Source organism: Flagellimonas algarum (genome assembly GCF_040513375.1).
GTDB classification, from domain to species: Bacteria; Bacteroidota; Bacteroidia; order Flavobacteriales; family Flavobacteriaceae; genus Flagellimonas_B; species Flagellimonas_B algarum.
On record NZ_JBEVTG010000001.1, the window covers coordinates 778746 to 805023 of the forward strand.

Below are 26278 nucleotides of genomic sequence, written 5' to 3' on the forward strand. Positions count from 1 at the left end.
TTTTTGCATAAAACGAACCCATGTCGATAGCAGCCATTCAAGAAGAAATCGTAGCCGAATTTTCAATGTTCGATGATTGGATGCAGCGCTATGAATACATGATTGAACTTGGCAAATCCTTGCCTTTGATCGAAGAACGCTACAAAACCGACGCCAACATCATCAAAGGATGCCAAAGCAAAGTCTGGGTCCATGCCGAGTTACAGGGTGACAAACTCGTTTTCACGGCCGATAGCGATGCCATCATCACCAAAGGGATCATCGCTATATTGATCCGGGCCTTCAGCGATCAGCACCCCAAGGATATTATCGATGCGGAAACCGGTTTCATCGATGAGATCGGATTGAAAGACCACCTTTCACCGACCCGTGCCAATGGCTTGGTGAGTATGATGAAACAGTTGAAATTGTACGCTATCGCGTACCAAACCCAATTGAATTGAAATGAGTGAGGAATTGACCATAGATACCCAAGAACTCGGTGAGAAAATCGTAGTGGTTTTAAAAACGATCTATGATCCCGAAATCCCGGTCGACATTTACGAACTGGGGCTGATATACGATGTCTTCGTCAATGAGGCCTATGAAGTGAAGATCTTAATGACCTTGACATCCCCGAATTGCCCGGTTGCCGAAACGCTCCCGGTCGAAGTGGAAGAGAAAGTCAAATCACTCGACATCATTTCGGATGTCGAAGTTGAAATCACCTTCGACCCCCCTTGGACCCAAGACCTGATGAGCGAAGAGGCCAAACTGGAATTGGGCCTGCTGTAAGCACCGACCCTTAAACCCACCCGCATGGAAGAAATACGAAATAGGGTCGCTGAAAGCAAACTCCTCACCTTCGATTTGGAAACCTTTTATCCAGAAGGGAAACGTACCGTATTCGACATCAAAGATTGGTTATACGAAGGCTTGTTGCTGCGTGAAAAGGACTTTCGTGCCTCAGTGGCCGATCATGATTGGCAACAATATCAAGAGCATTACATCGCTTTGACTTGTTCGACCGATGCCATAATACCCGGTTGGGCCTTCATGTTGGTAGCTTCGAAATTGGCCCCGTTCGCCAAAAAAACCGTTATCGGTGATTTGGATCAGCTTGAATCGGCGATCTTTCAAGAGGTCTTAATGCAGCTTGATACAGCGCCTTATGCCGACAAGCCAGTGATTATCAAGGGGTGTGCCAACAAACCCATCCCACAGAATGCCTACATCACGGCCATTGCGAAAATCCAGGAAGTCGCTAAATCGGTAATGTACGGTGAAGCCTGTTCTTCGGTACCGCTTTACAAAAGAAAGTAGGTTTTTTCCACCCTTTTTGTGACTTTGGCTAACTTTGTGTTTCTCAATGCAAACCCTTTATAACTATGAAAAAACTAGCTATCGTCATGCTGCTGTTGACCACGATCGGTACAATGGCCCAGACCAAAGAGGAATTGGAGGCTGAAATGGCCCCTAAAAAAGACTCTATTGCCGCCATCCAAGGACGGGTCGATGCCATACAGGCAAAAATCGATGCCCTCCCCGGATGGAAATTGGGTGCCTTTGGTACCATCGGAGGAAGTCTATCGAATTTCAACAACTGGTACGCCCAGGGATTTCCCAATAACTCATCTGGAAATATTGGATTTACCGTAAACGCCTTCGCCAACTTGCAACAGGAAAAATTCTTTTGGAGAAACGCCTTGACCACCAATTTGACCTGGGTCAAATTGGATGACGAAGATGATCCCACTGATGAAGACGGATTTCGAGAAGCCACCGATGTATTCAACCTATCCTCACTGTACGGCAGGAAACTCAGCGACAAATTCGCCGTTTCGGGCCTATTGGAATACCGAACGACGATCTTGAGCAATTTCAACGATCCAGGGTATCTAGACCTTGGGGTCGGGGCCACATGGACGCCCGTTGCCAATTTGGTCGTGGTCATCCATCCGTTGAACTATAATTTCGTATTTGCCGATGACGACACCATCTTCAACTCCTCCTTGGGGGCAAAGATCTTGGCCGATTATACCCGACAGATCGGGGCGGTTTCCTTCAAGTCGAACCTATCGCTTTTCCAAAGCTACGAAGACGGTGATTTGAGCAATTGGACATGGACCAATTCGTTCGCCTACACCTTGTGGAAGGCCATCGGGGTCGGTTTCGATTTCGGACTTCGTAACAACAAGCAAGAAGCCTTGAATTACGAAATCAATACCCTTGGCAATACTACGGCCACTTTCGACAATATCGATAACGACTTGCAGACCTACTGGACCCTTGGTCTCAGTTATTCCTTCTAAGGAAGCCTTACCAAAAAGATAAAAGCCCGGGAATTCCCGGGCTTTTTTATTGGGCGGCGTATTTTTGTGATCGCAACCAAAAATCACGTTCATGAAATCGTTTTTGATCAGCTGCTTGGTAGGTTTGTTGCCCCTCTCGGTTATGGCCCAAGAAAAAGCGGACATAGAGGCCGAAATCGCAAGCAATAAGGATACTATCAAGGTTTTCCAAAAGCGGGTCGATAGCCTTCAGGCCAAACTCAATGCACTTCCGGGATGGCGTTTCGGTGCTTTCGGTACCATCGGGGGCAATATCTCTGAATTCACCAATTGGTACGCCCAGGGCTTTCCTAACAACTCATCGGGTAATATCGGTTTCACGCTGAATGCTTTTGCTAATCTAAAGCAACCCACGTTCTATTGGCGCAATGCGATCAATACCAACCTCTCTTGGGTACGCATCGATGATCGTGACGATCCCGATGACGATACGGGGTTTCGTGCAGCCACCGACGTTTTCAACCTCACTTCACTGTTCGGTTTGAAACTGGATGAAAAATGGGCCATTTCAACCTTGCTCGAATACCGTACCACCTTGATCAATAATTTTCATAACCCAGGGTACATCGACCTAGGCTTCGGGGCGACCTGGACCCCGGTGACGGACCTTGTGGTGGTGATCCAACCCTTGAACTACAACATCGTTTTAAGCGATGAGGACGAATTGTTCGAATCATCAGGTGGAGCTAAGATCGTTGCGGATTATACGCGAAAGCTGGGGGCGGTCTCTTTCAAGACCAACCTTTCCGTTTTTCAAAGTTACCGCGATACGAACCTCAGTAATTGGACCTGGACGAATTCATTGGCGTATACCCTATGGAAGGTCATCGGATTGGGATTTGATTTCGGGCTTCGCAACAACAGACAGGAAACCTTGAACTTCGTTCGCAACAATGCCCCCACCCCTGATCCAGACGCGACGTTCGACAGCATCGACAATGAATTGCAATCGTATTGGACCCTTGGGCTTAGTTATTCCTTTTAAGTACGAAACGAGACCAAAAGACAAAAGCCCCGGACAGGTCCAGGGCTTTCAATGCAATCAAGAATTTCTTGATGTTTCAATTTTAGCAAGTAGTAAAGTACAAGTGTATTTGGGGTGAACACTATAACTATGACGTAAAGATATGGCATCGCCTTTGGGAGACCATATTTTTGTTGTCAACCCCTTTTATTTTGTTGTGGAAAAGACGAACGTCCAAAATCATCGATGAACTGCCTACTATTGGCCATCCAGATGTTCCGGATACAAAAAGTTGTTGTACGGGAAACGTGTCACATGAATATCACGGACCTCATCATACACCCTTTTCCTGAACTCGTCGAGGTTCTCCTTATTTAAAGCCGATATGAACAAAGCACGATCTCCGATTTTATTGAACCAGGTCTTTTTCCACTCCTCAAGGGTGAAGTGGGCCGAAGTCCGAACCGTGGTCAGGTCATCTTCCGCGATGTTCTCAGGAACATAGCGATCGATTTTGTTGAAGACCATGATCGTTTTTTTATCCGCGCTATGGATCTCATCCAAGATTTGATTGACCGAGGCGATATGTTCTTCAAAATTCGGGTGCGAAATATCGACTACATGGAGCAAGAGGTCGGCTTCGCGAACCTCATCCAAGGTGCTTTTAAAACTCTCAACCAATTGGGTCGGTAGTTTGCGGATGAACCCAACGGTATCACTCAGCAGAAAAGGCAGGTTGCCGATGACCACTTTACGCACCGTGGTATCAAGGGTCGCGAACAGTTTGTTCTCGGCAAAGACCTCACTTTTACTGACCACGTTCATCAAGGTCGACTTTCCGACATTGGTATACCCGACCAAGGCGACACGGACCAATGCCCCGCGGTTCCCCCTTTGGGTTTCCATCTGACGGTCGATCTTGATCAATTTCTTCTTGAGTAAGGCGATGCGGTCGCGAACGATACGTCTATCCGTTTCGATTTCCGTCTCCCCTGGGCCCCGCATTCCGATACCCCCTCGTTGTCTTTCCAAGTGGGTCCATAGTCCGGTCAATCGGGGCAATAGGTATTCGTATTGGGCAAGCTCGACTTGGGTACGCGCATAGCTGGTCTGCGCCCGTTGGGCGAAAATATCAAGGATCAAGCTCGTACGATCCAAAATCTTACAACGCAACAACTTCTCGATGTTGTTTTGTTGCGCCGGTGAAAGCTCGTCATCGAATATCACCGAACCGATGTCGTTGGCTATGACGTACTGCTGCACTTCTTCCATTTTACCACTTCCGATATAAGTCTTCGGGTTCGGTACCTCGACCCGCTGCACGAAGCGCTTGCTGACCTCGCCACCGGCGGTAAAGGTCAAGAACTCGAGCTCGTCAAGGTACTCGCGCACCTTGGTCTCGTCTTGCGATTTATTGATGACCCCTATCAAAATGGCCTTCTCATGACCTATGGTCCTTTTCTCTAGCATAACCGATCTAAAGTGCAAAACTACGTAATGTTTGCAGTTGATTTTTGTACATTTCGATAGGAAATCGCCCAAAAAAGCTGATTTTTCATGAAAAAAAGACTGATCGACACCACGAAAAAAGTTTCCCCAGAAGGGTTCCGGTACCGTGGGCTGCAAACCACACGACTTGAAAACCTATCCGATGCCGTTTTTGGTTTTGCGATTACCTTGTTGGTCATATCAAGCCAAGTGCCCAAAAACTATTTGGAACTACAAGTTTCCATGTACGGCTTTTTAGGGTTCATCTTTTGTACCATGTTGCTATTGGGCCTATGGAACAACCATAGCAATTTCTTTTTGCACTATGGCCTAGTCGACACCACCACGAAAATGTTGAATGCCCTCTTTCTGTTCGTTTTGCTATTCTATGTGTATCCTTTGAAATACCTCTTCTCCTATTTGGGAACGGCAATTTACGTGCTGATCAAAAAAGCGATCGGTGACGATTCGGCGGCCATGCGTCAGACCCTTGACGGGCTGTATGCCGAAGAACTCAACCCGACCCAATGGAAAGACCTCATGATCCGTTTCGGATTGGGACTCTTCTTTATCTACCTCATGATCATGTTCATGCATGTCAATGCCCTAAAAAAAGCGAATGAATTGGAGCTGGACAACAAGGAACGCTTCATTACCAAAACCTTTATCTATGACTACCTCTTGTTGATGATGGTCACCGTTATTTCGATGGGCATCGTCCTTATTTTCGGAGGCACGGCAGCTTCCTATTCCGGAATGGCGTATTTATTGACCCCGATGATACTGCCCCTATTCAAACGATACCGAAAAAAGAAAGCCCGTAAACTAGGTTTTTGACCCGTGTCGATGATGCCATTTGAACGCCTATTATGAAAGAAAAATACACCGTAGCATTCTACAATCTCGAAAACCTCTTTGACGCCAAGGACGACCCTTATACCCTAGACGACGACTTTACCCCATCGGGTTTCAAGAAGTGGAACGAGAAAAAACTAACGAAAAAACTGGGCAAACTCGCCAAGGCGATTTCTGAAATCGGTAAAGAGGAAATAGGCAGCGCACCGACTTTGGTCGGAATCGCCGAAGTGGAGAACAATGCCATTATCGAACGCCTATTACAAACCGAACCTTTGAATGGGCTACCTTACGATTATGTCCACTTTGATTCGCCTGATGAGCGAGGCATCGATACGGCCTTGTTGTACCATCGCGAACATTTCAAGGTGCTCGACAAAGAAACCTTGCCCTTGCTGGTAACCAACGAAGAAGGGGTACGCGATTATACCCGAGACATTTTGTATGTGTACGGGGAGTTGAACGGTGAACCGGTACACCTGTTCGTAAACCACTGGCCCTCGCGGAGGGATGGGGCCGATGAAACGGAGCACAAACGGGTATTGGCCGCCCAGACCGTTTTGGAACGTATCGATCGCATCGAAGAATACGCGGCCAACCTCATGGTCATGGGTGATTTTAATGACGATCCCAACTCGAAGAGCATCAAGACCCTTATGGAATCCGGATTGTTCATCAACCCCATGCAACAGCTCCTCTCACCCAATAGCGGAAGTGCCAATTACAAAGGGAAATGGAACCTTTTCGATCAAGTGCTGGTATCGCATAGTTTCCTTAACTACGAGAAGGGCACCCATAGTTTTAAAAAAGCCGCCATCTTTTCACCTCGTTTTTTGCAGGAATGGAAGGGAAAATACAAGGGCAACCCTTTTCGCACCTTCGTCGGAAGGAAGCATATCGGTGGATATAGCGACCATTTTCCAGTTTATGTGGTCTTGAAATACAATGATTGATTGAAAGAAAAATATTACAAACCACAGGTTTTTCCACTTTCACAACAACTAAAGCACGATGAGCTTGTAGTTCATCGAAATAAAGGGACATTTTATCGATAAGAACTTCCTGTAAAAATATATTTGTAGTCCAAATCTTACTTAACCATGAAATTGGATTGCAAAAAACAGACCTGGGGCCCTGGCTTTTTTTATCCCTTCATCGTTTTCCTTTTTTACGTCATAGGTAGTCAGGCCCAAACGGAATCGCAGACCGCTGACATTACCCAAAACTACGATCGGCAACGCTTGAGCCGTTTGATCGCCGAATTCGAAAAAGAAGTTTCCCAAAAGAAAATACAGCTTGGCCAAGCTACAAGACTAGCACAATGGCAGTCGAACGAAAAAGATTTGGACGGAACCATTGTGGCCCTCAATGATATCGGAGACGATGGCACCTTACTTTATTACACCACACTCCTTGATCCGACCAGTAAAGTTTCACGTGCCAATGCCCTGCATACGAATGGTATCTTGGATCTTGACCTTGACGGCACCGGAATGAAGGTTGGTGTTTGGGATGCTGGCCTGGCGCTGACCACCCATCAAGAATTCGACGGCCGCGTCACCTTTGGCGATGCCTCCGAGGAAATCGATTCACATGCTACCATGGTAACCGGTACCCTTGTTTCAGCCGGGGTCAAAGAAAAAGCGAAAGGGGTCGCTTTTGGTGCCTCTGCGCTTTCGCACGATTGGAGTCGTGATAAAATCGAAGTGACCGAAGCGGCCGCTAATGGCCTTTTGTTGTCGAACCATTCGTACGGTATCAAGACCGATAGGGTGCCTGACTGGTATTTCGGCAGTTACATCAGGGTTTCGCAAGATTGGGACAGAATCATGTACAATGCCCCATATTACTTGATGGTCACCGCTGCGGGAAATGCCCAGAACTCCTTTGACAATAATGAACCCAATTTTGGTAAAACAGCTGACGGATTTGATTTACTATTGGGATTCACCACTGCAAAAAATGGGTTGGTCGTTGCTGGAGCTGCCGCAACTTTCAATGACCAAGGGAAGTTGAAAAACGCCCATGTGGCGAATTACAGCAGTTTTGGACCCATCGACGACAGCAGGATCAAACCCGACCTTGCCGGAGACGGAACGGCAATTTTCTCGACTAGCTCAAACAGCGATACCAGTTACCAATCGCTTATGGGTACCTCTATGGCCACCCCTGGAGTCACGGGATCCTTACTCTTGCTACAGCAATTCCATGAAGACCTTTACGGCAACTTCATGAAGGCGGCCACCCTTAAAGGTTTGGCGTTGCATACAGCCGATGATGTGGCTGAAAGCGGCCCCGATTACAAAATGGGATGGGGCATCATCAATACCCAAAAAGCAGCCGAGGTACTTTTGCAAAAAGACTATGGTTCGCTTGTTGAGGAACTCAAGATCGAAGCGGGCCAAAGCTATTCCTTCGAGGTCAATGCGGAAGAGCTTGAACCCTTAAGCGCCTCCATTTCCTGGACCGACCCCGAAGGAGTGTATGTGAATCGCGGTGATTTGAATGCGACCACCAAGGCCTTGATCAATGACTTGGATCTGCGCATCACCCAAAACGGAACAACCTATTACCCCTGGAAGTTGAACGCAGGCCAAGCTGACAAAAAAGCCGTGCAGGGTGACAACCAGGTCGATCCTTTCGAACGCATCGACATCCCAAATCCTTCAGGTACTTACACTGTGACCATCAGCCATAAAGGGGAGTTGAAAAACGGGGCGCAAGACGTCAGTCTCGTGGTTTCAGGGGTTCGTTTGAGCAAGTGTCGGTTGGAAGCGCCGAAAGCTATCGGTTTGCAAGAAGCAACGGAACATTCAGCACGTTTTACATGGGCTGCTGCCGAAGAAACCCTTTTCGAAGTCCAATTCAAAAACAAGAATAGCAGCAAATGGTCGATGCGATCGACTTGGGAAAACTCCATGGCTTTCGACGATCTTGAAAAAGGAACCACCTATGAATTCCAGGTTCGACAAGTATGCACCCAAAACCTGGCCTCCGAATTTACGGAACCCATAAGCTTCGAATTCGAAGGCACCGATACGGAAATCACTACGGACGAACCGATCGGGTATATCGAAACGGCGCACTTAAAAGTGTTTCCAAACCCAACCGTCAATGAGCTCTTTGTCGATATGGAAACTTCAAAAGATGCCCAGTACACCATTCTGTCCGTTGCCGGAACCGTTGTCCGATCCGGGATTTTGGACGGAAAAGTGGATGTCACGGACCTGCCCGACGGCATGTACATCTTGAACATCATGGATTATTCCGGAAAACACAGCACTAAATTCCTGAAAAGATGAAGACTGATATAACCCCTTGCATCGCTGCCGAAAATCAACGGAGACCGCGTCAAATTTGGTCGCGTCTATTCGGCATCCTGTACTATGAAAATAGCATTGCCATTTAGGTCATAAAATCCGAATTCATGGGTCCCCCAAGGAGTGTTCCTCCGCAGTTTATTTGCTGCAACCGTACCCCTTCCCATGAATTCTTCAAAAATCGGTTCGATGTCATCGACAAAGATCTTGATGACCGAACCACCAAGTAAGGGATCTGCTTCGGTATCGGCATGCCATTGCAAATGAAGACCCAGACCGTTGCGTTTCAAACCCGCATACATGGCATCCCCGAATTCGGGCTCGAAACCCGTAAATTTTCGATGCCATTCCACATCCCTGGCGATATCTTGCGAGGGCAAGACCGGTATCATAGCCTTCCATTCCATACCACTCATAGTTTTTCGATTTCATGATCCGACAATAAGGTTTCTCCCCGCAATCGCAATAAGACTTGTGCCGTCGTAATGACGTCCAATTCGCAATAGCTTACAATGCGATCGATGGCCCCATCTTGGTAGTAAACATCGCGCACCATGCTCCCGTCCATATCTTCTTTTGGGGAGGGCACGCCCAATACGGCCGCCAACAACTTCAAAGAAGTATAGTGCTTATAATCCCCGAATTTCCAGAGTTCCATCGTATCCAAATGGGGTACTTCCCAGGGTTTCTTTCCGAAGAGATCAAGCTTGTTCGGCAACCGAATCCCATGGATCAACATGCGGCGGGCGATATATGGAAAATCGAATTCCTTGCCATTGTGCGCACATAAGAGCACCCTTGGGTGCGCATAGCCCTCTTCCAAAAACCGTTGGAAGTTTTGTAGGATCTTGGTTTCGGGTCCTTGAAAGGAACGTACTTGAAACCGCCGCCCTCCTTCATCGACGATGAACTTGCCGATCGAAATACAAACGATCTTCCCGAATTCGGCCCAAATCCCGGCACGGCCGTAAAACTCGGCCGGTGTGAGTTGATCTTTGCGCTGATACTGGGATTTATGTTCCCACAGCTGCTGTTTTTCCAAGCTCAATTCTTCGAACCTGGTATGCTCGGGCACCGTTTCTATATCGAGGAAAAGGATGTTCGAAAGATTGAGTTTATACAGCATCAGGGGAATGTACTAAATAGAAACCGAATTATTTGATGTCGCATGAATTATGTATCTTGAAGTGCTATGAAAAAATTCCCTTGGTCAATTGTGGTCCTGCTCGGGCTTTTGTTGGGCTGTTCATCGGATACCGAGCCTGTGGAAACCGGTGGCGATACCACCAATGATAGGTTCAGTTTTACGGTCATCGGGGAAGATAACGAAAACCTATACCAGTTCGATTTCGATTCCGAAATCACGGACCGGACCCCGGTCAACCTTAGTACGGAACTGAACATCGATGGAGTTTTCTTGACCTTGAGACAGGTTGACGAGGTGCTCTCGTTCTTCAGTTTTTCAAGGGGGAACTTTTCTTTCGCGCTCAAGAACCTCAATAGCGAAGCGGTAACCCTATTTCCGGATTTTTATACCAACACCCCAGAACGGTCAATCGTTTGGGGAACCAACAGTCTTGAGACCATCCATTTTGGGTTTTATGCCCCAAGTGGTTCTTCGAACCTTGCCTTGAGAAGCATCGATATCCCTTCCTTCGAAGGCGATGACCTTGCCTTGGAGTTCAACGTTACGAACTTGTACCAACCTTTACTGGTTAACGATAAGCTGTTCATTACCTATCGCACGGCAGGTGGACAATTCAAAGTGGCTACCTATGATATTGCTACCAAGAACTTGATAGGTACGCTCGATTTCGCCGATTTTTCACCCAGTTTGTTCATAGACGATTCGCAAAATCTGGCTGTTATCAAGAGCAATGTCGGTACCGAAGCCCAGTTGGAGTTGTATGATTTCGATTCCTTGGAGCTTCTTGACAGTCGACCATTGGGTTTTACCCAATTCTTCGATCCTGGAGAACTCGATGCCGAACTTATCGATGGAAAGTTATACTACAGTGCCGCATACGCCCAACCATCGCCAGTGACCTTCGGACCTGCTATTTTCGATACCGAAACCGGAACGAATGATTTGCTTGGATTTATCGATAGCTATTCTTCAGTACAGACGAATTTACAGACCAACCTCACCTTGACCGCCCAAGGGTACAGTGCTGCCCAAAACCTCTTTTTCATCGGGTTCGTCGACAGTAATAGTGCGACTTTCGACGCTGGCGGGGTTATGGTCATCGCTGCCGACGGCACCTTGCTCGATACGATCGAGGTACCCTTTGCCCCGATTTACTTTGTGAAGGATTAAAAAAGGGATTGCTGTTTTACCGGACTTTCATGCTCTAAAAGCCACTTTTTGCGATGGAGCCCTCCGGCATACCCGGTCAGCTCGCCATTGCTGCCGATCACCCGATGGCAAGGAACCACGATCCATAACGGGTTTTTTCCATTGGCAGCTGCCACGGCACGAATCGCCTTGACATCGCCCAAACGTTTTGAAAGTTCCAAATACGAGACACTTTTGCCGAAAGGAATTTCAAGCAAGGCTTCCCAAACGCGCTTTTGGAATTCGGTCCCGCTTGGATTGAGTTTCAAATCGAATTGCTGTCGTTTTCCCTCAAAATACTCTGAAAATTGGTAAGCGGCGTCTTCCAAGATCGGAGGAATTATACCTATCGGTTTTTCAACGTCGAAAACCGTTACCTCAGCCAGGCCTTCTTCGTCTCCTTTAAGCTCAGCGTAACCTATAGGTGTCTGTATATAAGCTGTTTCCACTAGTTTAATTCACTTGTATCTTCAATAATTCCGAGGCGCTTAGCCCGATGCTCCCAGTTCTTTCTTGCCAAGACTTGAAGGTCTTCCACATTATCACTTTCATCCATGATCTCAAGTCCGAGCAAGGTTTCTATCACATCTTCCATAGTTACAAGGCCACTGACCGATCCATATTCATCGACGACCAAGGAAATGTGTTCGCGTTGGTTGACGAATTTCTCGAACAATTCCGGAATGGGTTTGTTCCTATTGGTGACCAACATCTCACGCTTGATGGTCGAAAGGGCTTCTTTTCCATTTTTATTGATGATCGCCTCCAACAGTTCATCCTTTAAGATAAACCCAGTGATGTTGTCCATCCGATCTTTGTAAACCGGGATGCGCGAAAACCGTAAGGGGCGGTTGGCCTCGAAAAACGCCTGTATGGTAGTATCTTCAGAAGCGATCTTCATGACCGTTCTTGGGGTCATCACATCTTTGGCCTCGATTTCATCGAAACTCAATAGATTTTTGATCACTTTGGATTCCGATTCTTGAAAGACCCCTTCTTCTTCGGCGATGTCGGTCATTGCGGTAAAGTCTTCGCGGCTCAACACGCTGCCATGTCCACCTTTGCTTCCGATCAATTTGGTAAACAGCTGCAACAACCATAAAAGTCCAGTGTATTTTAGAACGAATACCATGATTTTCAACGATTTGGCCGTGAAATTGGCCAACTCCTTCCAATACGTGGCCCCAATGGTCTTCGGTATGATTTCGGAAGCGACCAAAATCAAAATGGTCATTATGGTCGAAACCACGCCTACCATCAAGTCTTCGGTAAACTCCACTCCTAAAAAGGTCTGGGTTTGGCTGCCGTAAAGATCGGAATAGGCCACTTTGGCCTGTACCCCGACCAAGATAGCCCCCACGGTGTGGGCAATGGTATTCAAGGTCAAAATGGCGATCAGCGGTTTGTCAACATCCTTTTTTAAGGATTCCAATTCGTTTGCATAGGCCTTCCCTTCCTGTTTCTTGACGTTCAGAAAGGTCGGTGTGATACTGAGGAGTACCGCTTCTAAAATAGAACACAGAAAGGAAAAAAAGATGGAGATAACGGCAAAGAAAATAAGGAGACCCATAGGTTAGATTGCTTGTCATAAAAATAGCAAAATAAGTTCGTCTGGGACGTGATCAATCAACGAAGTAGTCATAACACAACTGATGGAGCCTAGGCCGGATAGCGAGTTCGTACAAATTGCGATTGGCCCGTGTAGGATAAACCCGGTTCGATAGAAAAATAAAAGTAAGCTGATGTTCTGGGTCGGCCCAAGCGAAGGTTCCTGTGAAACCGGCATGACCGAAACTCATGGCGCTTGCCTTCGGGGCCGGATAGGCCTGTGCCACATTCAGGGTATCATTCCCTATAAGGGGTTTGTCAAAACCAAGGCCCCTGCGGTTCTCGTTTTCGGGGAACTGTATCGTAATAAACGACCTTACCGTTGCTTCTTCAAACAAGCGCTGCCCGTTGAATTCCCCTAGGTTCTGATAGCATTGCATCATACGGTAGACGTCATTGGCCGTGCCGAAAAGCCCGGCATTACCCGATACCCCACCCAAGAGCGCGGCATTTTCATCATGGACCCAGCCTTTGACCAAGGCCTTTCGGAAGAGGGTATCTTGCTCCGTCGGGATGATAGGATTGGGCAAATCCCGTTCGTTCGGTAGGTACCCCAAGGTCGTGGCCCCAATGGGGTCATAAAAACCTTGTCTTAAGTACGCCTCATACGGCATGCCCGTCAAATCTTCGATCAACTTTGGGAAAACCAGGAAAGTCAGTCCGGAATACCGATAGGTTTTTTCGCCCACCGGTGATGCGTTGATCTTGCGATACATGTGCCGATCGAAACGATTGGCAATAAAACGATCGGCATATGCCTTCTTTCCGAAACGCTTACTCGATCGAGTGCGGACAAACCTTCTTTTAGGGTGTTCGCCACGAAGTACATCGTTCAGAAATACGATATATGGCTGGAGTCCCGCTTGGTGGGCCAGAATTTCCCTTAAGGTCAGCGATCGTTTGTCCTCACGTTTTCGCCATGGGGTCCAGTAGGTCGAAAAGGGGGCATCCAAATCCAATTTCCCTTCCTCGACCAGCTTCATCAAGGCCGGTAAAGGCCCAAGGATTTTGGTGACCGATGCCAAATCGTACAGATGGTCCGCTGCGACCGGTACAATACTATCATAGGTGTGAAAACCGTAGGTTTTGTGTAATACCACCTTGCCTTTATGGGCCACTAAGACCTGCGCTCCAGGAAATGCCTGCTTTCGGATGCCGTCTTCGACAATGGCATCGACTTTTGCCGTGAATTCATCTTGGGGGTCAGCTTCCTTTTGGCCAAAAGCCGAAGGCATCAGCAAACCCATGGCACACAGTAAGAAGAGGTACTGCTTCATTTATAGGATAAGTCTTTTTTGTTGTTTGTCCAGTAATAGAGCAAGCCGTTCTTTAAGCGATTCAGGTTCGATCACAGTGGCATAATCCCCGAACATCAAATACCAGCGCGCAAAATGATTGTCGATATCATCGATCATGAAGGTCATTTCCACGGCATCGGGCAATTGCCTTTCCGCGATAAAACCATACCCTTTCCGGCTTCCTTTCAGGAATTTGGCCACTTTCTTGTCGACCGAAATCTTGACTTTATGCTTCTGGCTCGGTCTAGGCCGTCGCAACTCCTCTAAGCTACCGTGTTGCAATAAAAATCGCTCCGAAGTCCTATTTATACGATGTATGCGGTCGGTTCTAAATTGCCGATATGCCTGCCTAAGATGGCAAAAACCCATAACATACCAAAAGTTGTTCTCATTGAATATACCGACTGGTTCAATTTTTCTATCGACCGGTGCGTCGGCATCAATGGCCTCATAACTAAGAAATACCTGGGTTTTTTCGGCGATACTTTCGAACAAAAGTTCCAAGGCGTTCGGCACTTTCTCATTGAAGATATCTTGCGACGGAAAAATGCGCACCTGCGCTTCCAAGGCCTCCACCCAGTCTTTTTCGGATCCCCGCAAGACCGATTTCAATTTCAACATGGCCGATTCATGATGGGCACCTAACGATCGATCGGTAAAGTGCTGCATCAATTTTTCGGCGGCTACGAAACTCCCCGCCTCTTCTTTGGTGAACATCACCGGGGGCAACCGATATCCTTCCATGATGGAATAGCCGACACCCGCCTCGCTGGCGATGGGCACTCCAGCGGCTTCCAATGTTCGAATATCGCGATAGATCGTTCGGAGACTCACTTCGAACCGGTCTGAAAGTTCTTGGGCCTTCACGATGCGTTTCGACTGCAGTTGGATCAAAATGGCGACGATTCGATCAAAACGTTTAACGGTATCCATTCCCATAAGTAATCGGCCTATATTCCAAAGATAGGATTTCAATGCAAGCGCTGTCAACCACCCTTTCATCATTTTCAGTTAAACTCCCGTTCGTTCGTTCTTGCCATAGCCATGATAATCTAAGGCCCATGCTTTGCGCAAAGTACACCGAGAAGGTGACAGCCCTATGTCAGCATGATTTTCAACGCTCCATTTTTTACTACTGACAAAGGGCTGTCACTCCCCCCATTTACCTTTGGTTCCAGAAGCAATAATCCTAAAAAAACAACTCATGGAAAAAACAATCGAACAAGGTCATGTCGTGCTCTCACCAGCACATCTTTTGGAACACTGGCAAGGTCATCGAAGCTTGACACGGAGGGTCATCGAAGCCTTTCCGGAAAAAGAGCTGTTCGAATTCAGCATCGGGGGCATGCGCCCTTTCGCAGAACTAATCAAAGAAATGCTGGCCATTGCAGAACCTGGACTACGGGAATTGGTTACTGGCGAAAAGCAGGAACTGGATGAACATGGCGATTTCGGCACCACCAAAGCCGCCCTCTTAGAACATTGGGATGCAGCAACCGAAGGCATCAATGACCTTTGGCCCCAATTGACATTAGAACACTATTCGCAATCAAGGATCTTGTTCGGGCAGTATGAATTTCCGGTCCGTTGGCACCTGTTTTACTTCATCGACAATGAAATCCATCATCGAGGTCAGGCATATGTGTACTTAAGGGCCCTTGGCATTGAACCTCCATTTTTTTGGGAGCGCTAGTATGAAAACGGTTTTGGTTTTTAAGACATCGGTATCGAACCACGGGAAGGTGTCGCATCTTGGCCCGTTCCTCGATCGATTGATCAATGGTAGCGGACGATGGAATTTTGACTTGGAGGATTGTGACAATATCCTCCGGGTCGAAACCGAACGCCCCAATGCCTTGGCGATTTCCCGGTTGTTACACGACAAGGGGTTTTTATGTGAAGAGCTCGATTAACACGGATCAATTCAACAACAGATGAGAAACTGGATTTGGCAAAAAGCGACCCCCGATGTCGATTGGGAGCGGAAATTCGCCCGTCGAAAGACCCAATTTTCCTTTTCCGCCACCCGAGCGGTACCCCAGCTCATGGCAAAGAAAAAGGAAGCTCCGGATCAATGACGCCAACCGTGCTTACATCTGTACGTGGAAATTCTCTGGGAACTGGTCGGGTATGGTTTGGGCCTGTTCGCCCAACTGTTGTCTCAAATCGATTTCAATACCCCTTGCAATGGTCGATATCGGTACATCGTTTGCGGTGCCTTCAAAAGGATTCTCCCCGGCCCTGGCGATACGTTCCATGACATAAAACACCCATGACACCGCGCCGCAGAAAGGTACGGCCAACCAAATAAAGTGGTCGGCGATCTTCGGGAAGTTTTCAGCGATCGAAGCACCGATTTCGGCAAATTCAGGAATGATACCAAAAGGGAGTAAAATCAGAAAGACCCGAACGAAGTAAAATGCCAAACTCGCATATTGCCTCGGGTACGGAAAGTTCTTGATGCGTTCCGATTTACCTTGTAGCGTAAAGAGTTCTTCAAGCACATCCTCCAAATTCAGAAAGGCGAATTGCCACAATAAACCTTGCTGTTTCAATTCGCGCAAATGTTTGGATTGTAAATACAACAAGCTCGTCGCTTTGTTCCCTTTCGACATGACGTAGTCCAACTCCTCCTTGGAAAGGTATTCCAACAGGTCGTCTTCAAGGGACGTCACTTTTTCTGGAATATGGATGATGCGGAGCCATTCGCGGTTGGTATGTTCTTTTTCGAATACTTCCCACTTGCGTTTTTGGCGCATACCATGCCGCAAGGCGGTCAACCAGGCAATATGGCGGTACACCAATTTTTTGTGATGATGGTGCAGTTCCTCTGAAGTGATCGATCCCCCGTCGTGATCTCCATTGACCATGTCTTTGGTCTTCATGCCCCAGGTGCGCGAAGTGTTGACGATACCGCCCCAAATCTTACGGGCTTCCCAAATTCGCCCATAGGCCGAATTGTTTTGAAAACCGACAATGAAGGCTACCGCGGTACCGATCAAAGCTACGGGTGTCCAAGGTACTTCGAGAAAGGTGAGTTCGAATACATGGTATAAGACGGTGACTATGGATGCGAAAATCAGGAAAAGCAAGGTCTCCCAACGAGACCAAAGGGCCATATCCTTGGTCGAATATCTTTTTTTGGTAAGCATAGTGATAGGATTGGATTCCTATCAAATATAACCAAGAATCCGCAAGTTCCTTTGCTTAGAGCAATCGGACGACCTCTTTCGCAAAATAGGATGCGATCAGGTTGGCACCGGCCCTTTTAAAAGCGATCAACTGTTCGAGCATAACCGCATCATGTTCCAACCAACCATTGGCAGCAGCGGCCTTTAACATGGCATATTCTCCAGAAACCTGATAGACGGCGACGGGCACCTCAACCTCGTTCCGGATCTCCCTAACGATATCCAAATAGGCCAGCCCCGGTTTGACCATGACGATATCGGCGCCTTCATCAATATCTTGTTGTACTTCCTTGACGGCCTCAAAGCGGTTGGCGGGATCCATTTGATAGGTCGATTTGTCTTTGGGAACATCGGCCTGATCGGAGGGAGCGGAATCCAACGCATCCCTGAACGGGCCATAAAAGGCGCTGGCGTACTTGGCTGCATAGCTCATGATTCCCGTTTGCTGATATCCTTCGTCTTCCAAAGCTTCCCTGATGGTCAGGATGCGCCCGTCCATCATATCGCTAGGGGCAACGAAATCGGCTCCGGCCTCGGCATGGGAGACGGCCATTTGTGCCAAGACCTCACCGGTCTCATCATTCAATATCTGTCCGTCGGCGACGATGCCATCATGCCCAAACGAAGAATAGGGATCTAAGGCTACATCGGTCATAACCAACATTTCTGGGCAGGTATTCTTGACGGTTTTGACCGCACGTTGCATCAATCCCTCCGGGTTCAAAGCTTCGGCACCCTCATTATCCTTCAGATCATCGGGCACTTTAACGAAAAGCAAGACACCGCAAAGTCCCATGTCCCATAAGGCCTTCACTTCCTTCGTAAGATGGTCCAAACTCATCCTGTAGTAGTTCGGCATGGAAGGGATTTCCTCTTTGATCCCTTTACCTTCGACCACGAACAAGGGCACCAAAAAATCATTGGGTGTCAACACGGTTTCACGTACCAGGTTCCTAATGGCCTTCGAGCCACGCAAACGGCGGTTTCTAATCAATGGATACATACTTATAGCGTTATTTCCCCTACCATATAGGGTACGGCTTTTCCTGAAATCTTTATGCGTTCACCGGCGTCTTCGCAAATCAATTGCCCGCCACGTTTTGAAAGTTGGCTTGCCGTCAACTTCGATTTTCCCAAGGCTTTTGACCAATACGGCGTCATCGAGGTATGGGCAGAACCGGTAACCGGGTCTTCCGGGATCCCGCATTTGGGGGCGAAGAAACGGGAAACGAAATCGACTTCATCACCTGGTGCGGTTACGATAACCCCACGGCAATCCAAAGCATCGAGCAAATGGAAATTGGGTTGGATCGATTCGATTTCTTGCTGTGAATTGTACACGAGCATATAATCGGTCTTTCCTTTAAAGGTGCGCATCGGGGTCAATCCTATGGCCCTTTCGATTTGCAACACCCCTTGGATGCCAATGATATCATCGGCCGGAAAATCAAGCGTCATGAACCCGTTGGCCTTTTTTTCAACGAACAGCTCACCGCTTCGAGGCGAAATGAACCGAATGGTATTTTCTTGGTGGCCATGGTTGTTGAATAAGACATAAGCCGTAGCCAAAGTCGCATGACCACAAAGATCCACTTCGATTTCAGGAGTGAACCATCGCAGTTCATAAGAACTGTTCCGCTGCACGACGAAGGCGGTCTCGGCCAAATTGTTCTCTTCGGCAATGCGTTGCATGATCGCTGTGTCAAGCCACTCATCCAGTATGCAGACGGCGGCCGGGTTGCCCCCAAAGACCTTATCGGTAAATGCGTCGATTTGGTAGAGGTTCAGTTTCATTGTTCTTATTGGTTTAAGATATCCAGTTTTTGGGTGATTTCAACACGCCCAACAACCGGGCTTCTTCACTATCCGCAGCCGGGGTATGGTCATAACGCCATTGCACCACAGGTGGCAGACTCATCAGAATACTTTCAATTCGGCCGTTGGTTTTTAAACCGAAAAGGGTGCCCTTATCGTGTACCAGGTTGAATTCGACATAACGCCCTCTTCTGATCTCTTGCCAATGGCGTTGGTCTTCAGTGTAAGGCATATCCTTTCGACGTTCAACGATCGGAAGGTAGGCTTGGATAAAACTATCGCCCACTTCGGTAACAAAATCATACCAAGCGTCCATGCTTTTCGATTCGGAGGCCTTACAATAATCAAAGAACAAACCGCCCACCCCACGGGCTTCCTGCCGATGGGTGTTCCAAAAGTACGAATCGCATCGCGCTTTGAATTTTGCATAGAACTCCGCGTCATGTGCATCACAAGCCTGTTTGCAAATGCTGTGGAAATGTTCGGCATCGGCATCGAAAAGATAATACGGAGTAAGGTCTTGGCCCCCACCGAACCATTGATCGACGATACTACCGGATTTGTCATACATTTCAAAATAGCGCCAATTGGCATGTACTGTTGGAACCATGGGATTTTTGGGATGCAGCACCAAGCTAAGGCCGCAGGCGAAGAAATCGGCTTCTTCGACCCCGAAATAGGCTTGCATGCTTTCAGGAAGTGCGCCATGGACCGCCGAAATATTGACGCCCCCCTTTTCGAAAACGGCACCATTTTCAATGACGCGGGTCCGGCCCCCACCACCCTCAGAACGGGTCCAAAGGTCTTGGTGAAAGTGCGCTTCCCCATCAACCGTTTCCAAAGCCCCGGTGATGCGGTCTTGAAGGGATTCTATATATCCGTAAAATCGATCTTTAAGTTTCATCATGTATATGTACCATTTGGTATTTTAATGGTTCGAGATCCGTATCCGTATCGATCAAGACCGATTGTACGGCCATCTCCATGAAATGGGCCGCCGCTTGGTCTTCATCGTTCAACTCGAGTTTCTTTGCCCAAAGCCTTCCGATCTCATTGTTGTGTTCATCCATCATCCGGGCCAAATCCGTACTGAAAAACGCATCTTCATGCCAATCGGTAATCGCCTTGACCCAACGCAGCGCCCGATCCTTGTTCGGTCGCCAACGCCAACAGCGGAAAGCGATCAGAAAATTCCAATAGGCATGTCGAAACGCATTGGCCGGTCCATTTCGGTAATGGGCAAATCCATACTGTTCCGTTGCGACCGCCATACAGTTTTTCGTGGCCAAAAAAGTCGGTATCAAGTAAAGCGGATGCCACAGCGCCAGACCGACCAAGCGGATAAACGATTTGGGCCGAACCCTACGCAAGGTCTTAAACCATTTCACCCGAATACGATTTTACCGCTTCGATAAAGGCTCCTGCATGATCAACCGGGATGTTCGGTAAAATACCATGACCCAAATTGACGATATAGCGATCCTTCCCGAACTCATCGATCATTTGATGTACCATCTTCTTGATCTCCTTTGGTGGCGACAACAATCGCGATGGATCGAAATTACCTTGTAGGGTAATCTTACCTCCCGATAGATAGCGCGCATTTCGTGGTGAACAAGTCCAATCCACACCCAAGGCCGAAGCTCCTGAACGGGCCATCTGATCCAGGGCGAACCAACACCCTTTCCCGAACAAAATGACCGGGGCATGCTCTTTCAACGCGGCCACGATCTGTTCCATATACTGTAAGGAGAACTCTTGATAATCGGTCGGCGACAACATGCCTCCCCAGGAGTCGAACACTTGTACCACGTTGCAACCCGCTTTGACCTTCGCCTTCAAATAAGCAATGGTGGTGTCGGTGATCTTTTGCAATAAAGCGTGTGCCGCCGCCGGTTGGGTAAAACAAAACCCTTTGGCCAAATCGAAGTTCTTACTGCCTTGACCTTGCACACAATAGCACAAGATGGTCCATGGCGAACCCGCAAACCCGATCAAGGGTACTTCATCATCCAACTTCTCTTTGGTCATGGCAATCGCTTTCATGACATAATCCAAGCGATCATATACATCGGGCACGACAATGTCCTCGACTTGTTTTGGGGTTCTAATCGGTTCTGGAAGAAACGGCCCGAAATTCGGTTTCATTTCGACAGTAATCCCCATGGCTTGCGGAATGACAAGGATATCACTGAACAATATGGCCGCATCCATCCCAAACCTTCGTATCGGCTGTACCGTGATTTCGGAGGCGAGTTCAGGGGTTTCGCAACGGGTGAAGAAATCATACTTCGCACGCAGTTCCATGAATTCGGGGAGATACCTTCCTGCTTGCCGCATCATCCAAACCGGTGGTCGTTCTACCGTTTCCCCTCGAAGGGCACGTAAAAACAAATCGTTCTTTAGCATTTATGTATAGTATTTTATGGCCTGTACCAAAACATTCTCAATGGTGGGCCGATTTGCAATAATGGTATGATCCGTATGTACTTTGGCAGCTTCAGCCGTGGTTTCACCGATACAAAAAGCAACGCTTTCCGCAATGGAATTTGCACTGCAATGACTGGTCACCGCACTCGGACTGAAGAACAACACCCCGTCAAAACTTCGTTGATACGTTTTCGGGGTCAGCTCGGTCCGATAGGCCTGAATAATATCATACCGTACGTTATTTTTTTTTAAGATTCGGCCTAGTTCAGGTCGCGCCATATTCCCTTGAACCAGAGTGAACCGCAGGTCAGCATGGGTGTTAACAAGCTGGTTCGCAAGGGCCTCGGCCTTGTCAGCCACCAGCTTGACCCTGATGCCATGCGATTCGAGCATTGCCCGGGTCTTTTCACCAACGCAATAGCCCACTACTTTTCCAAGCGTTTCGGAATCGGTCTGTATTACGAAAGACCGTACTCCGTTTTGGCTTGTGAAAACCACATGTTCTGAACTGAAAGGGGTCTGCCATGGCTCTAATTCGATAGCGATGGCATTATAGCCTACCAATCCGAGATCAGCATTTAAGATACGCTGTTGTTGAGGGTAGGTCAATACCTTAGTTGACAGTATCGTTGAGTTCATCTTTGATCGCTTTCATCAATTGCGTCCCGCCTGATTCCAACGCCTCATAAGCGCAGCTTTTGCCGAAACCTTCACTTTTGCCGAGCGGTCGCTGTTTCTCTATGATGACCGCTGTACTCCCATCAAGGGCGAACAACCCTCCTTTTAAATAAACCATTTGGTCTTTTATGGTGGCGATGGCGCCGATAGGAGCCGTACACCCCCCTTCAAGGGTGCGCAAAAACTCCCTTTCGATTTGGGTACACACTTCACTTTCCTCATGGTTCAATTGTTTCGAAATCGAAATCGCGCGTTCATTCGTGCCGTGAGCCATGATGACCATAGCGCCTTGGGCCGGTGCGGGAATCATCCAATTCAGTTCGATGGCGTCTTTAGGCAGGAGTTTGATGCGTTCCAATCCAGCTTTGGCAAAAATCGCCCCTTGCCAATCATTTTCTATCAGCTTGATCAACCGGGTATTGACGTTACCGCGTAAATCGACGATGCTATGCCGAGGGTATCGATACAACCATTGTGCCCGTCTTCGCAAACTGCCCGTGGCCAACGTGCCTTCACCATCCAAAAAATCCAAACCCTTATGCACCAAAATGTCTTGGTTCGATGCCCGTTCCAAGACCGCGGTCTGCACCAGTCCTTTCGGTAATTGTGTAGGTACATCCTTCATCGAATGTACGGCCAGATCGATTTCGCCCTTGAGTAAGGCGACATCCAAGGTCTTGGTAAAAATACCGGTTACCCCGAGTTCGTATAAGGGTTTGTCCAACTCGAGATCCCCCTTTGATTTCACCGGTATCAAGGTGCTGTCTTGGCCCATGGCTTCCAAGAGTCGTTGTACTTGGGTGGCCTGCCAAAGGGCGAGCTCACTATCTCGGGTTCCGATTCTTAGGATTTGTTGCTTCATTTACGGTCGATTTCCAATTGAAAAACCTTTTGGATCAACTCGAGACTGTCATCGGTATCGACGTCTTGTTTTTTAAGGTGGTTGGCGAACTGTTTGGTGATCTTGTGAATGATGCGCTCCGAAACCATTTCGGCTTGTTCGTGGTTGAAGTCCCCCAATTTTTTTGAATGGAAGTCCAATTCCTCTTCTTTCATCACCATGAGCTTTTTCTTTAATGCGCTAATGACCGGAGCGAATTTTCGGCTCTCCAACCATTTCAAAAAGTCGGTCTTGACCTCGCTGATGATCGCTTCAGCCTTGGGAATATGCCCTTTTCGACGCTCAAGGGTCTCATCGGTGATTTGGGATAGACGATCCAAATGGACCAGGCTCACATTGGGTAACTCCATCACATCATCGGCCACGTTCTTCGGTACGGAAAGATCCAAAATCAATAAGGGTTTTTTCGTGTGAACCAGCGCTTTGGAAATGGTCGGGAGTTGGGCCCCTGTGGCCACCACCAAGATGTCAGACTTCCGTATCTCGGTTTGAAGATCCCCGTAATCCTTCACTTCCAGCTGAAACTTTCCGGCAATATGCTCGGCTTTCTCGCGGGTTCGATTGATGAGGGTGATCTTCGGGTTTTTGGCATGTTTGATCAAGTTCTCGCAGGTATTCCGGCCGATCTTTCCGGTACCGAACAACAAGATTTTCGGTGCCTCCTGGTGGGCTGCATGTTGCAGGATATACTTGACCGAAGCAAAAGCGACCGAGGTAGCCCCGGTCGAGAGTTCGGTTTCGTTCTTGATCCGCTTACTGGCTTGGATCACCGAATTGCATAGGCGTTCCAAAAACGGATTGGTCATGCCGTTCTTTTTCGAACGGTAAAAGCCCTGTTTGATCTGGCTGATGATCTCGAAATCGCCCAATATCTGACTATCCAAACCCGTGCCGACCCGAAACAAATGGTCGAAGGCCTCATGGTTCTTCAAGACATAGGCCACTTCTTGGAACTCCTCAACGGTTCCTTCCGTCTGGGCACAGAGTAATTTGATCAGTTGGTAGGGGTGCTGGGCAAAACCGAAAAGCTCGGTACGGTTGCAAGTCGACATCGCCAAAAGGCCTTCAATACCTTCCTGTTTAGCAGCTGCCATGATCGCATCGATTTTCGGAACATCAAGACTGAACTTGCCCCGAATCACGGCGTCGGCCTTCTTGTAGCTCAAACCGATGGCATAGAACGAACTGTGACGTGAAAGGTTGTAATGTTCCATAAGCTGCGACACCTGCAAAAATAACAGCAAGGAAAAATAAAAAATAACGCTGGCGGGTCAATTAATATCAGAATTGCGTAAATTGAGGGCACTTTGTGCAAAAAATCCGTTTAGCCACTATTTTCCAGGGGGGAAGCACAAACTTTAAAGTAATTTAGAATAGCTCTAAATAACAGGATGCCGCAATGGACGCAACAAAAAATATCGCTATCGGTTCAGCAACCGAGGTTTTTATCGAAGAAGGCTTCTATGTCCTTAAGATCCAAAATGATACCGGCGCCGATCAGGTCTTTGAACGGCCTATCGACCGCACCCATATCCAATTCCATTTTTCGCTAAAGGGAAACGCGAAATTCTCTTTTAATGAAGGAGCATATCATCTTCCCGTTTCCGAAGAGAATTCGTTATTGCTATTCAATACGCAAAAAGACCTGCCCTTACACGCCGAACTCAGTCCTGATGCATGGTTACTTTCGATCATCATGAGCATCCGAAAGTTCCATTCGCTTTTCTCGGATCAGGCCGACTACATTCCCTTCCTTAACGAATCGTTCAGTGAGAAAAAGTACTATTCGCAAGAGCGATTGACCCCGGGTATCGCCGTGGTCTTAAGTCAATTGATGAGCTACAACCTGCATCCCTCCATTAAAAAACTCTATGTGAAGGGCAAAGTCTATGAATTGATATCGCTTTACTTTAACCGCACCCCGGATGCCGACCTCGAACAATGTCCTTTCTTGGTCGACGAAGAAAACGTACGCAAGATCAAACAAGCCAAGGAAATCATGATCCAACGGATGGCCGAACCTCCGACCTTAGCAGAACTTTCTGAAGAAATCGGCCTTTCTTTGAAGAAACTCAAAGAAGGGTTCAAACAGATCTATGGAGATTCGGTCTATGGGTTTCTTTTCGACTACAAAATGGAAGTCGCTCGAAAAATGCTCGAAACCGGAAAACACAATGTGAACGAGGTCGGTTTAAAAGTCGGGTATAGCACCGCCAGTCACTTCATCACTTCCTTCAAAAAGAAGTATGGCACCACTCCGAAAAAATACCTAACTTCAATAGCCTAAAAACCCGCTATGGACTTCTTGAAACAACTACTGCTTTTCTGTTGTTGCCTGCCGTTTATATGCTGCGCGCAAGGAGAAGCGACGGCCCCTTCAGCCCCGATACCCGAATTGGTATTGGTCTACAGTAAGACCCTCGGCTACCGGCACCAATCCATTGAAAAAGGGGTGGCCACCTTAAGGCAAATCGGCCGCAACAATGGGTTCATCGTACTCCAGACCGAAACCCCCGAAGACTTTAATGCCCAGAATCTCAAAAACTACAAACTGGTCATCTTTCTGAGCACTACCATGGACGTGCTCAACGACGAACAGCAGGCCGCGTTCGAAAATTATATTCGCAGTGGGGGCAGCTTTATGGGCATACACGCTGCGGCGGATACCGAATACGATTGGCCATGGTACGGCCGGTTGGTCGGGGGCTATTTTGAGAGCCACCCCAATAACCCCAACGTACGCCAAGCCCGAATCGAAGTGGTTGACCGAACCCATCGTTCTACCGCCCACCTTAGCGAAAGTTGGTCGCGAAATGACGAATGGTACAACTACAAAAACCTAAACCCCGATGTTTCCATCGTGATGAACCTTGACGAAATGAGTTATGAAGGGGGCACCAACGGGGCGAACCATCCTATCGCCTGGTACCATGAATTCGAAGGCGGACGGGCGTATTACACCGGCGGGGGGCATACGGAAGCTTCTTTTGACGAACCCGATTTTCAAGAACATCTTTTGGGCGCCATCTTATGGTGTGTCGGCCGAAAGGAAATCATAGAATAAG

The 26278-nt window shown here is 47.9% G+C and carries 30 protein-coding genes; 14 read left to right on the forward strand and 16 right to left on the reverse strand.

The features are described from left to right. Positions 1 to 20: 20 nt before the first annotated feature. The 5 genes from ABV409_RS03625 (at position 21) to ABV409_RS03645 (ending at position 3315) form a co-directional block, all read left to right on the forward strand. Entirely contained in the window at positions 21 to 443 is a 423-nt protein-coding gene (locus ABV409_RS03625; protein ID WP_353876184.1) for a SufE family protein, read from the forward strand. A gap of 1 nt (position 444) precedes the next feature. Further along, on the forward strand, positions 445 to 774 hold the full coding sequence (locus tag ABV409_RS03630) for an iron-sulfur cluster assembly protein (protein ID WP_353876185.1): 330 nt from the start codon (positions 445 to 447) through the stop codon (positions 772 to 774). 24 nt (positions 775 to 798) lie between these two features. Beyond that, positions 799 to 1302: a DUF2480 family protein gene (locus ABV409_RS03635; RefSeq protein WP_353876186.1), complete on the forward strand. Its 504-nt coding sequence runs from the start codon at positions 799 to 801 to the stop codon at positions 1300 to 1302. Positions 1303 to 1367: 65 nt separating this feature from the next. After that, positions 1368 to 2291, forward strand: coding sequence for a DUF3078 domain-containing protein (locus tag ABV409_RS03640; protein WP_353876187.1), 924 nt, complete (start codon positions 1368 to 1370; stop codon positions 2289 to 2291). 91 nt (positions 2292 to 2382) lie between these two features. Next, entirely contained in the window at positions 2383 to 3315 is a 933-nt protein-coding gene (locus ABV409_RS03645; protein WP_353876188.1) for a DUF3078 domain-containing protein, read from the forward strand. A gap of 237 nt (positions 3316 to 3552) precedes the next feature. Here ABV409_RS03645 and hflX read toward each other — a convergent pair whose 3' ends face one another. Beyond that, entirely contained in the window at positions 3553 to 4764 is a 1212-nt protein-coding gene (gene hflX / locus ABV409_RS03650; RefSeq protein WP_353876189.1) for a GTPase HflX, read from the reverse strand. 87 nt (positions 4765 to 4851) lie between these two features. On the opposite strand from hflX, the gene ABV409_RS03655 reads away from it, so the two are divergent. The 3 genes from ABV409_RS03655 (at position 4852) to ABV409_RS03665 (ending at position 8939) form a co-directional block, all read left to right on the forward strand. Beyond that, the gene (locus tag ABV409_RS03655) at positions 4852 to 5619 is read left to right on the forward strand and encodes a TMEM175 family protein (protein ID WP_353876190.1); all 768 of its coding nucleotides are present in this window, start codon (positions 4852 to 4854) and stop codon (positions 5617 to 5619) included. A gap of 32 nt (positions 5620 to 5651) precedes the next feature. Next, a complete protein-coding gene (locus ABV409_RS03660) occupies positions 5652 to 6590 on the forward strand; it encodes an endonuclease/exonuclease/phosphatase family protein (RefSeq protein WP_353876191.1) in 939 nt (312 codons plus the stop codon). A 147-nt stretch (positions 6591 to 6737) separates the two neighbouring features. After that, positions 6738 to 8939: a S8 family serine peptidase gene (locus tag ABV409_RS03665; RefSeq protein ID WP_353876192.1), complete on the forward strand. Its 2202-nt coding sequence runs from the start codon at positions 6738 to 6740 to the stop codon at positions 8937 to 8939. 65 nt (positions 8940 to 9004) lie between these two features. On the opposite strand, the gene ABV409_RS03670 is transcribed toward ABV409_RS03665, so the two are convergent. Together ABV409_RS03670 and ABV409_RS03675 are read right to left on the reverse strand one after the other, a co-directional pair. Then, positions 9005 to 9373 carry a VOC family protein gene (locus ABV409_RS03670; protein ID WP_353876193.1) on the reverse strand — a complete coding sequence of 123 codons (369 nt, stop codon included), beginning with the start codon at positions 9371 to 9373 and terminating at the stop codon, positions 9005 to 9007. Beyond that, positions 9370 to 10083 (reverse strand): 3'-5' exonuclease, encoded by a 714-nt coding sequence (locus ABV409_RS03675; RefSeq protein ID WP_353876194.1) that lies wholly within the window; start codon positions 10081 to 10083, stop codon positions 9370 to 9372. Before ABV409_RS03675 ends, ABV409_RS03670 begins: the two co-directional genes overlap by 4 nt. A 66-nt stretch (positions 10084 to 10149) precedes the next feature. On the opposite strand from ABV409_RS03675, the gene ABV409_RS03680 reads away from it, so the two are divergent. After that, positions 10150 to 11274 carry a hypothetical protein gene (locus tag ABV409_RS03680; protein ID WP_353876195.1) on the forward strand — a complete coding sequence of 375 codons (1125 nt, stop codon included), beginning with the start codon at positions 10150 to 10152 and terminating at the stop codon, positions 11272 to 11274. Here the strand turns inward: ABV409_RS03680 and ABV409_RS03685 are convergent. Genes ABV409_RS03685 through ABV409_RS03700 form a run of 4 tightly spaced genes read right to left on the reverse strand, consistent with a single transcriptional unit; the run spans position 11271 to position 15137 of the window. Next, positions 11271 to 11741, reverse strand: coding sequence for a methylated-DNA--[protein]-cysteine S-methyltransferase (locus ABV409_RS03685; protein WP_353876196.1), 471 nt, complete (start codon positions 11739 to 11741; stop codon positions 11271 to 11273). The genes ABV409_RS03680 and ABV409_RS03685 overlap by 4 nt on opposite strands. Next, a complete protein-coding gene (locus tag ABV409_RS03690; protein WP_353876197.1) occupies positions 11741 to 12862 on the reverse strand; it encodes a CNNM domain-containing protein in 1122 nt (373 codons plus the stop codon). The genes ABV409_RS03685 and ABV409_RS03690 overlap by 1 nt, the downstream gene beginning before the upstream one ends. Positions 12863 to 12914: 52 nt before the next feature. Next, the gene (locus ABV409_RS03695; protein WP_353876198.1) at positions 12915 to 14177 is read right to left on the reverse strand and encodes a serine hydrolase domain-containing protein; all 1263 of its coding nucleotides are present in this window, start codon (positions 14175 to 14177) and stop codon (positions 12915 to 12917) included. Then, positions 14178 to 15137 (reverse strand): helix-turn-helix transcriptional regulator, encoded by a 960-nt coding sequence (locus tag ABV409_RS03700; RefSeq protein WP_353876878.1) that lies wholly within the window; start codon positions 15135 to 15137, stop codon positions 14178 to 14180. It abuts the gene before it with no gap. A 265-nt stretch (positions 15138 to 15402) separates the two neighbouring features. Between ABV409_RS03700 and ABV409_RS03705 the strand changes: the two genes are divergently transcribed. Genes ABV409_RS03705 through ABV409_RS03715 form a run of 3 tightly spaced genes read left to right on the forward strand, consistent with a single transcriptional unit; the run spans position 15403 to position 16276 of the window. Next, a complete protein-coding gene (locus tag ABV409_RS03705; RefSeq protein WP_353876199.1) occupies positions 15403 to 15891 on the forward strand; it encodes a DinB family protein in 489 nt (162 codons plus the stop codon). A gap of 49 nt (positions 15892 to 15940) precedes the next feature. Further along, on the forward strand, positions 15941 to 16111 hold the full coding sequence (locus ABV409_RS03710) for a hypothetical protein (RefSeq protein ID WP_353876200.1): 171 nt from the start codon (positions 15941 to 15943) through the stop codon (positions 16109 to 16111). 21 nt (positions 16112 to 16132) lie between these two features. Next, the gene (locus ABV409_RS03715) at positions 16133 to 16276 is read left to right on the forward strand and encodes a hypothetical protein (RefSeq protein WP_353876201.1); all 144 of its coding nucleotides are present in this window, start codon (positions 16133 to 16135) and stop codon (positions 16274 to 16276) included. A gap of 12 nt (positions 16277 to 16288) precedes the next feature. Here ABV409_RS03715 and ABV409_RS03720 read toward each other — a convergent pair whose 3' ends face one another. Genes ABV409_RS03720 through hemA form a run of 9 tightly spaced genes read right to left on the reverse strand, consistent with a single transcriptional unit; the run spans position 16289 to position 24427 of the window. After that, the gene (locus ABV409_RS03720) at positions 16289 to 17350 is read right to left on the reverse strand and encodes a bestrophin family protein (RefSeq protein WP_353876202.1); all 1062 of its coding nucleotides are present in this window, start codon (positions 17348 to 17350) and stop codon (positions 16289 to 16291) included. A gap of 55 nt (positions 17351 to 17405) precedes the next feature. Beyond that, on the reverse strand, positions 17406 to 18392 hold the full coding sequence (gene hemB, locus ABV409_RS03725; protein ID WP_353876203.1) for a porphobilinogen synthase: 987 nt from the start codon (positions 18390 to 18392) through the stop codon (positions 17406 to 17408). A 2-nt stretch (positions 18393 to 18394) separates the two neighbouring features. Beyond that, a complete protein-coding gene (locus ABV409_RS03730; protein ID WP_353876204.1) occupies positions 18395 to 19183 on the reverse strand; it encodes a PhzF family phenazine biosynthesis protein in 789 nt (262 codons plus the stop codon). Positions 19184 to 19196: 13 nt separating this feature from the next. Further along, positions 19197 to 20108: an oxygen-dependent coproporphyrinogen oxidase gene (hemF, locus tag ABV409_RS03735; RefSeq protein ID WP_353876879.1), complete on the reverse strand. Its 912-nt coding sequence runs from the start codon at positions 20106 to 20108 to the stop codon at positions 19197 to 19199. Further along, positions 20098 to 20592 carry a DUF6973 domain-containing protein gene (locus ABV409_RS03740; protein ID WP_353876205.1) on the reverse strand — a complete coding sequence of 165 codons (495 nt, stop codon included), beginning with the start codon at positions 20590 to 20592 and terminating at the stop codon, positions 20098 to 20100. The genes hemF and ABV409_RS03740 overlap by 11 nt, the downstream gene beginning before the upstream one ends. Further along, positions 20579 to 21613 carry a uroporphyrinogen decarboxylase gene (gene hemE / locus ABV409_RS03745; protein ID WP_353876206.1) on the reverse strand — a complete coding sequence of 345 codons (1035 nt, stop codon included), beginning with the start codon at positions 21611 to 21613 and terminating at the stop codon, positions 20579 to 20581. The genes ABV409_RS03740 and hemE overlap by 14 nt, the downstream gene beginning before the upstream one ends. Beyond that, positions 21614 to 22273 (reverse strand): uroporphyrinogen-III synthase, encoded by a 660-nt coding sequence (locus tag ABV409_RS03750; protein WP_353876207.1) that lies wholly within the window; start codon positions 22271 to 22273, stop codon positions 21614 to 21616. Next, positions 22248 to 23174, reverse strand: a complete 927-nt coding sequence (gene hemC / locus ABV409_RS03755) for a hydroxymethylbilane synthase (protein WP_353876208.1) — start codon at positions 23172 to 23174, stop codon at positions 22248 to 22250. The genes ABV409_RS03750 and hemC overlap by 26 nt, the downstream gene beginning before the upstream one ends. Beyond that, positions 23171 to 24427, reverse strand: coding sequence for a glutamyl-tRNA reductase (gene hemA / locus ABV409_RS03760; RefSeq protein WP_353876209.1), 1257 nt, complete (start codon positions 24425 to 24427; stop codon positions 23171 to 23173). Before hemA ends, hemC begins: the two co-directional genes overlap by 4 nt. 185 nt (positions 24428 to 24612) lie before the next feature. Between hemA and ABV409_RS03765 the strand changes: the two genes are divergently transcribed. Both ABV409_RS03765 and ABV409_RS03770 read left to right on the forward strand, forming a co-directional pair. Further along, positions 24613 to 25500, forward strand: coding sequence for an AraC family transcriptional regulator (locus ABV409_RS03765; RefSeq protein WP_353876210.1), 888 nt, complete (start codon positions 24613 to 24615; stop codon positions 25498 to 25500). Positions 25501 to 25509: 9 nt separating this feature from the next. Further along, positions 25510 to 26277 carry a ThuA domain-containing protein gene (locus ABV409_RS03770; protein ID WP_353876211.1) on the forward strand — a complete coding sequence of 256 codons (768 nt, stop codon included), beginning with the start codon at positions 25510 to 25512 and terminating at the stop codon, positions 26275 to 26277. Position 26278 lies beyond the last annotated feature (1 nt).

Coding starts and splice junctions, on each gene's coding strand:
- ABV409_RS03675 (WP_353876194.1), bottom strand. CDS start 10,083: ATGCTGTATAAACTCAATCTTTCGAACATCCTTTTCCTCGATATAGAA.
- ABV409_RS03680 (WP_353876195.1), top strand. CDS start 10,150: ATGAAAAAATTCCCTTGGTCAATTGTGGTCCTGCTCGGGCTTTTGTTG.
- ABV409_RS03640 (WP_353876187.1), top strand. CDS start 1,368: ATGAAAAAACTAGCTATCGTCATGCTGCTGTTGACCACGATCGGTACA.
- hemB (WP_353876203.1), bottom strand. CDS start 18,392: ATGTATCCATTGATTAGAAACCGCCGTTTGCGTGGCTCGAAGGCCATT.
- ABV409_RS03700 (WP_353876878.1), bottom strand. CDS start 15,137: ATGGGAATGGATACCGTTAAACGTTTTGATCGAATCGTCGCCATTTTG.
- ABV409_RS03770 (WP_353876211.1), top strand. CDS start 25,510: ATGGACTTCTTGAAACAACTACTGCTTTTCTGTTGTTGCCTGCCGTTT.
- ABV409_RS03660 (WP_353876191.1), top strand. CDS start 5,652: ATGAAAGAAAAATACACCGTAGCATTCTACAATCTCGAAAACCTCTTT.
- ABV409_RS03670 (WP_353876193.1), bottom strand. CDS start 9,373: ATGAGTGGTATGGAATGGAAGGCTATGATACCGGTCTTGCCCTCGCAA.
- ABV409_RS03625 (WP_353876184.1), top strand. CDS start 21: ATGTCGATAGCAGCCATTCAAGAAGAAATCGTAGCCGAATTTTCAATG.
- ABV409_RS03730 (WP_353876204.1), bottom strand. CDS start 19,183: ATGAAACTGAACCTCTACCAAATCGACGCATTTACCGATAAGGTCTTT.
- hemA (WP_353876209.1), bottom strand. CDS start 24,427: ATGGAACATTACAACCTTTCACGTCACAGTTCGTTCTATGCCATCGGT.
- ABV409_RS03720 (WP_353876202.1), bottom strand. CDS start 17,350: ATGCTTACCAAAAAAAGATATTCGACCAAGGATATGGCCCTTTGGTCT.
- ABV409_RS03750 (WP_353876207.1), bottom strand. CDS start 22,273: ATGAACTCAACGATACTGTCAACTAAGGTATTGACCTACCCTCAACAA.
- ABV409_RS03705 (WP_353876199.1), top strand. CDS start 15,403: ATGGAAAAAACAATCGAACAAGGTCATGTCGTGCTCTCACCAGCACAT.
- ABV409_RS03635 (WP_353876186.1), top strand. CDS start 799: ATGGAAGAAATACGAAATAGGGTCGCTGAAAGCAAACTCCTCACCTTC.
- hflX (WP_353876189.1), bottom strand. CDS start 4,764: ATGCTAGAGAAAAGGACCATAGGTCATGAGAAGGCCATTTTGATAGGG.
- ABV409_RS03715 (WP_353876201.1), top strand. CDS start 16,133: ATGAGAAACTGGATTTGGCAAAAAGCGACCCCCGATGTCGATTGGGAG.
- hemF (WP_353876879.1), bottom strand. CDS start 20,108: ATGAAACTTAAAGATCGATTTTACGGATATATAGAATCCCTTCAAGAC.
- ABV409_RS03765 (WP_353876210.1), top strand. CDS start 24,613: ATGGACGCAACAAAAAATATCGCTATCGGTTCAGCAACCGAGGTTTTT.
- ABV409_RS03665 (WP_353876192.1), top strand. CDS start 6,738: ATGAAATTGGATTGCAAAAAACAGACCTGGGGCCCTGGCTTTTTTTAT.
- ABV409_RS03690 (WP_353876197.1), bottom strand. CDS start 12,862: ATGGGTCTCCTTATTTTCTTTGCCGTTATCTCCATCTTTTTTTCCTTT.
- ABV409_RS03645 (WP_353876188.1), top strand. CDS start 2,383: ATGAAATCGTTTTTGATCAGCTGCTTGGTAGGTTTGTTGCCCCTCTCG.
- hemE (WP_353876206.1), bottom strand. CDS start 21,613: ATGCTAAAGAACGATTTGTTTTTACGTGCCCTTCGAGGGGAAACGGTA.
- ABV409_RS03630 (WP_353876185.1), top strand. CDS start 445: ATGAGTGAGGAATTGACCATAGATACCCAAGAACTCGGTGAGAAAATC.
- ABV409_RS03655 (WP_353876190.1), top strand. CDS start 4,852: ATGAAAAAAAGACTGATCGACACCACGAAAAAAGTTTCCCCAGAAGGG.
- hemC (WP_353876208.1), bottom strand. CDS start 23,174: ATGAAGCAACAAATCCTAAGAATCGGAACCCGAGATAGTGAGCTCGCC.
- ABV409_RS03695 (WP_353876198.1), bottom strand. CDS start 14,177: ATGAAGCAGTACCTCTTCTTACTGTGTGCCATGGGTTTGCTGATGCCT.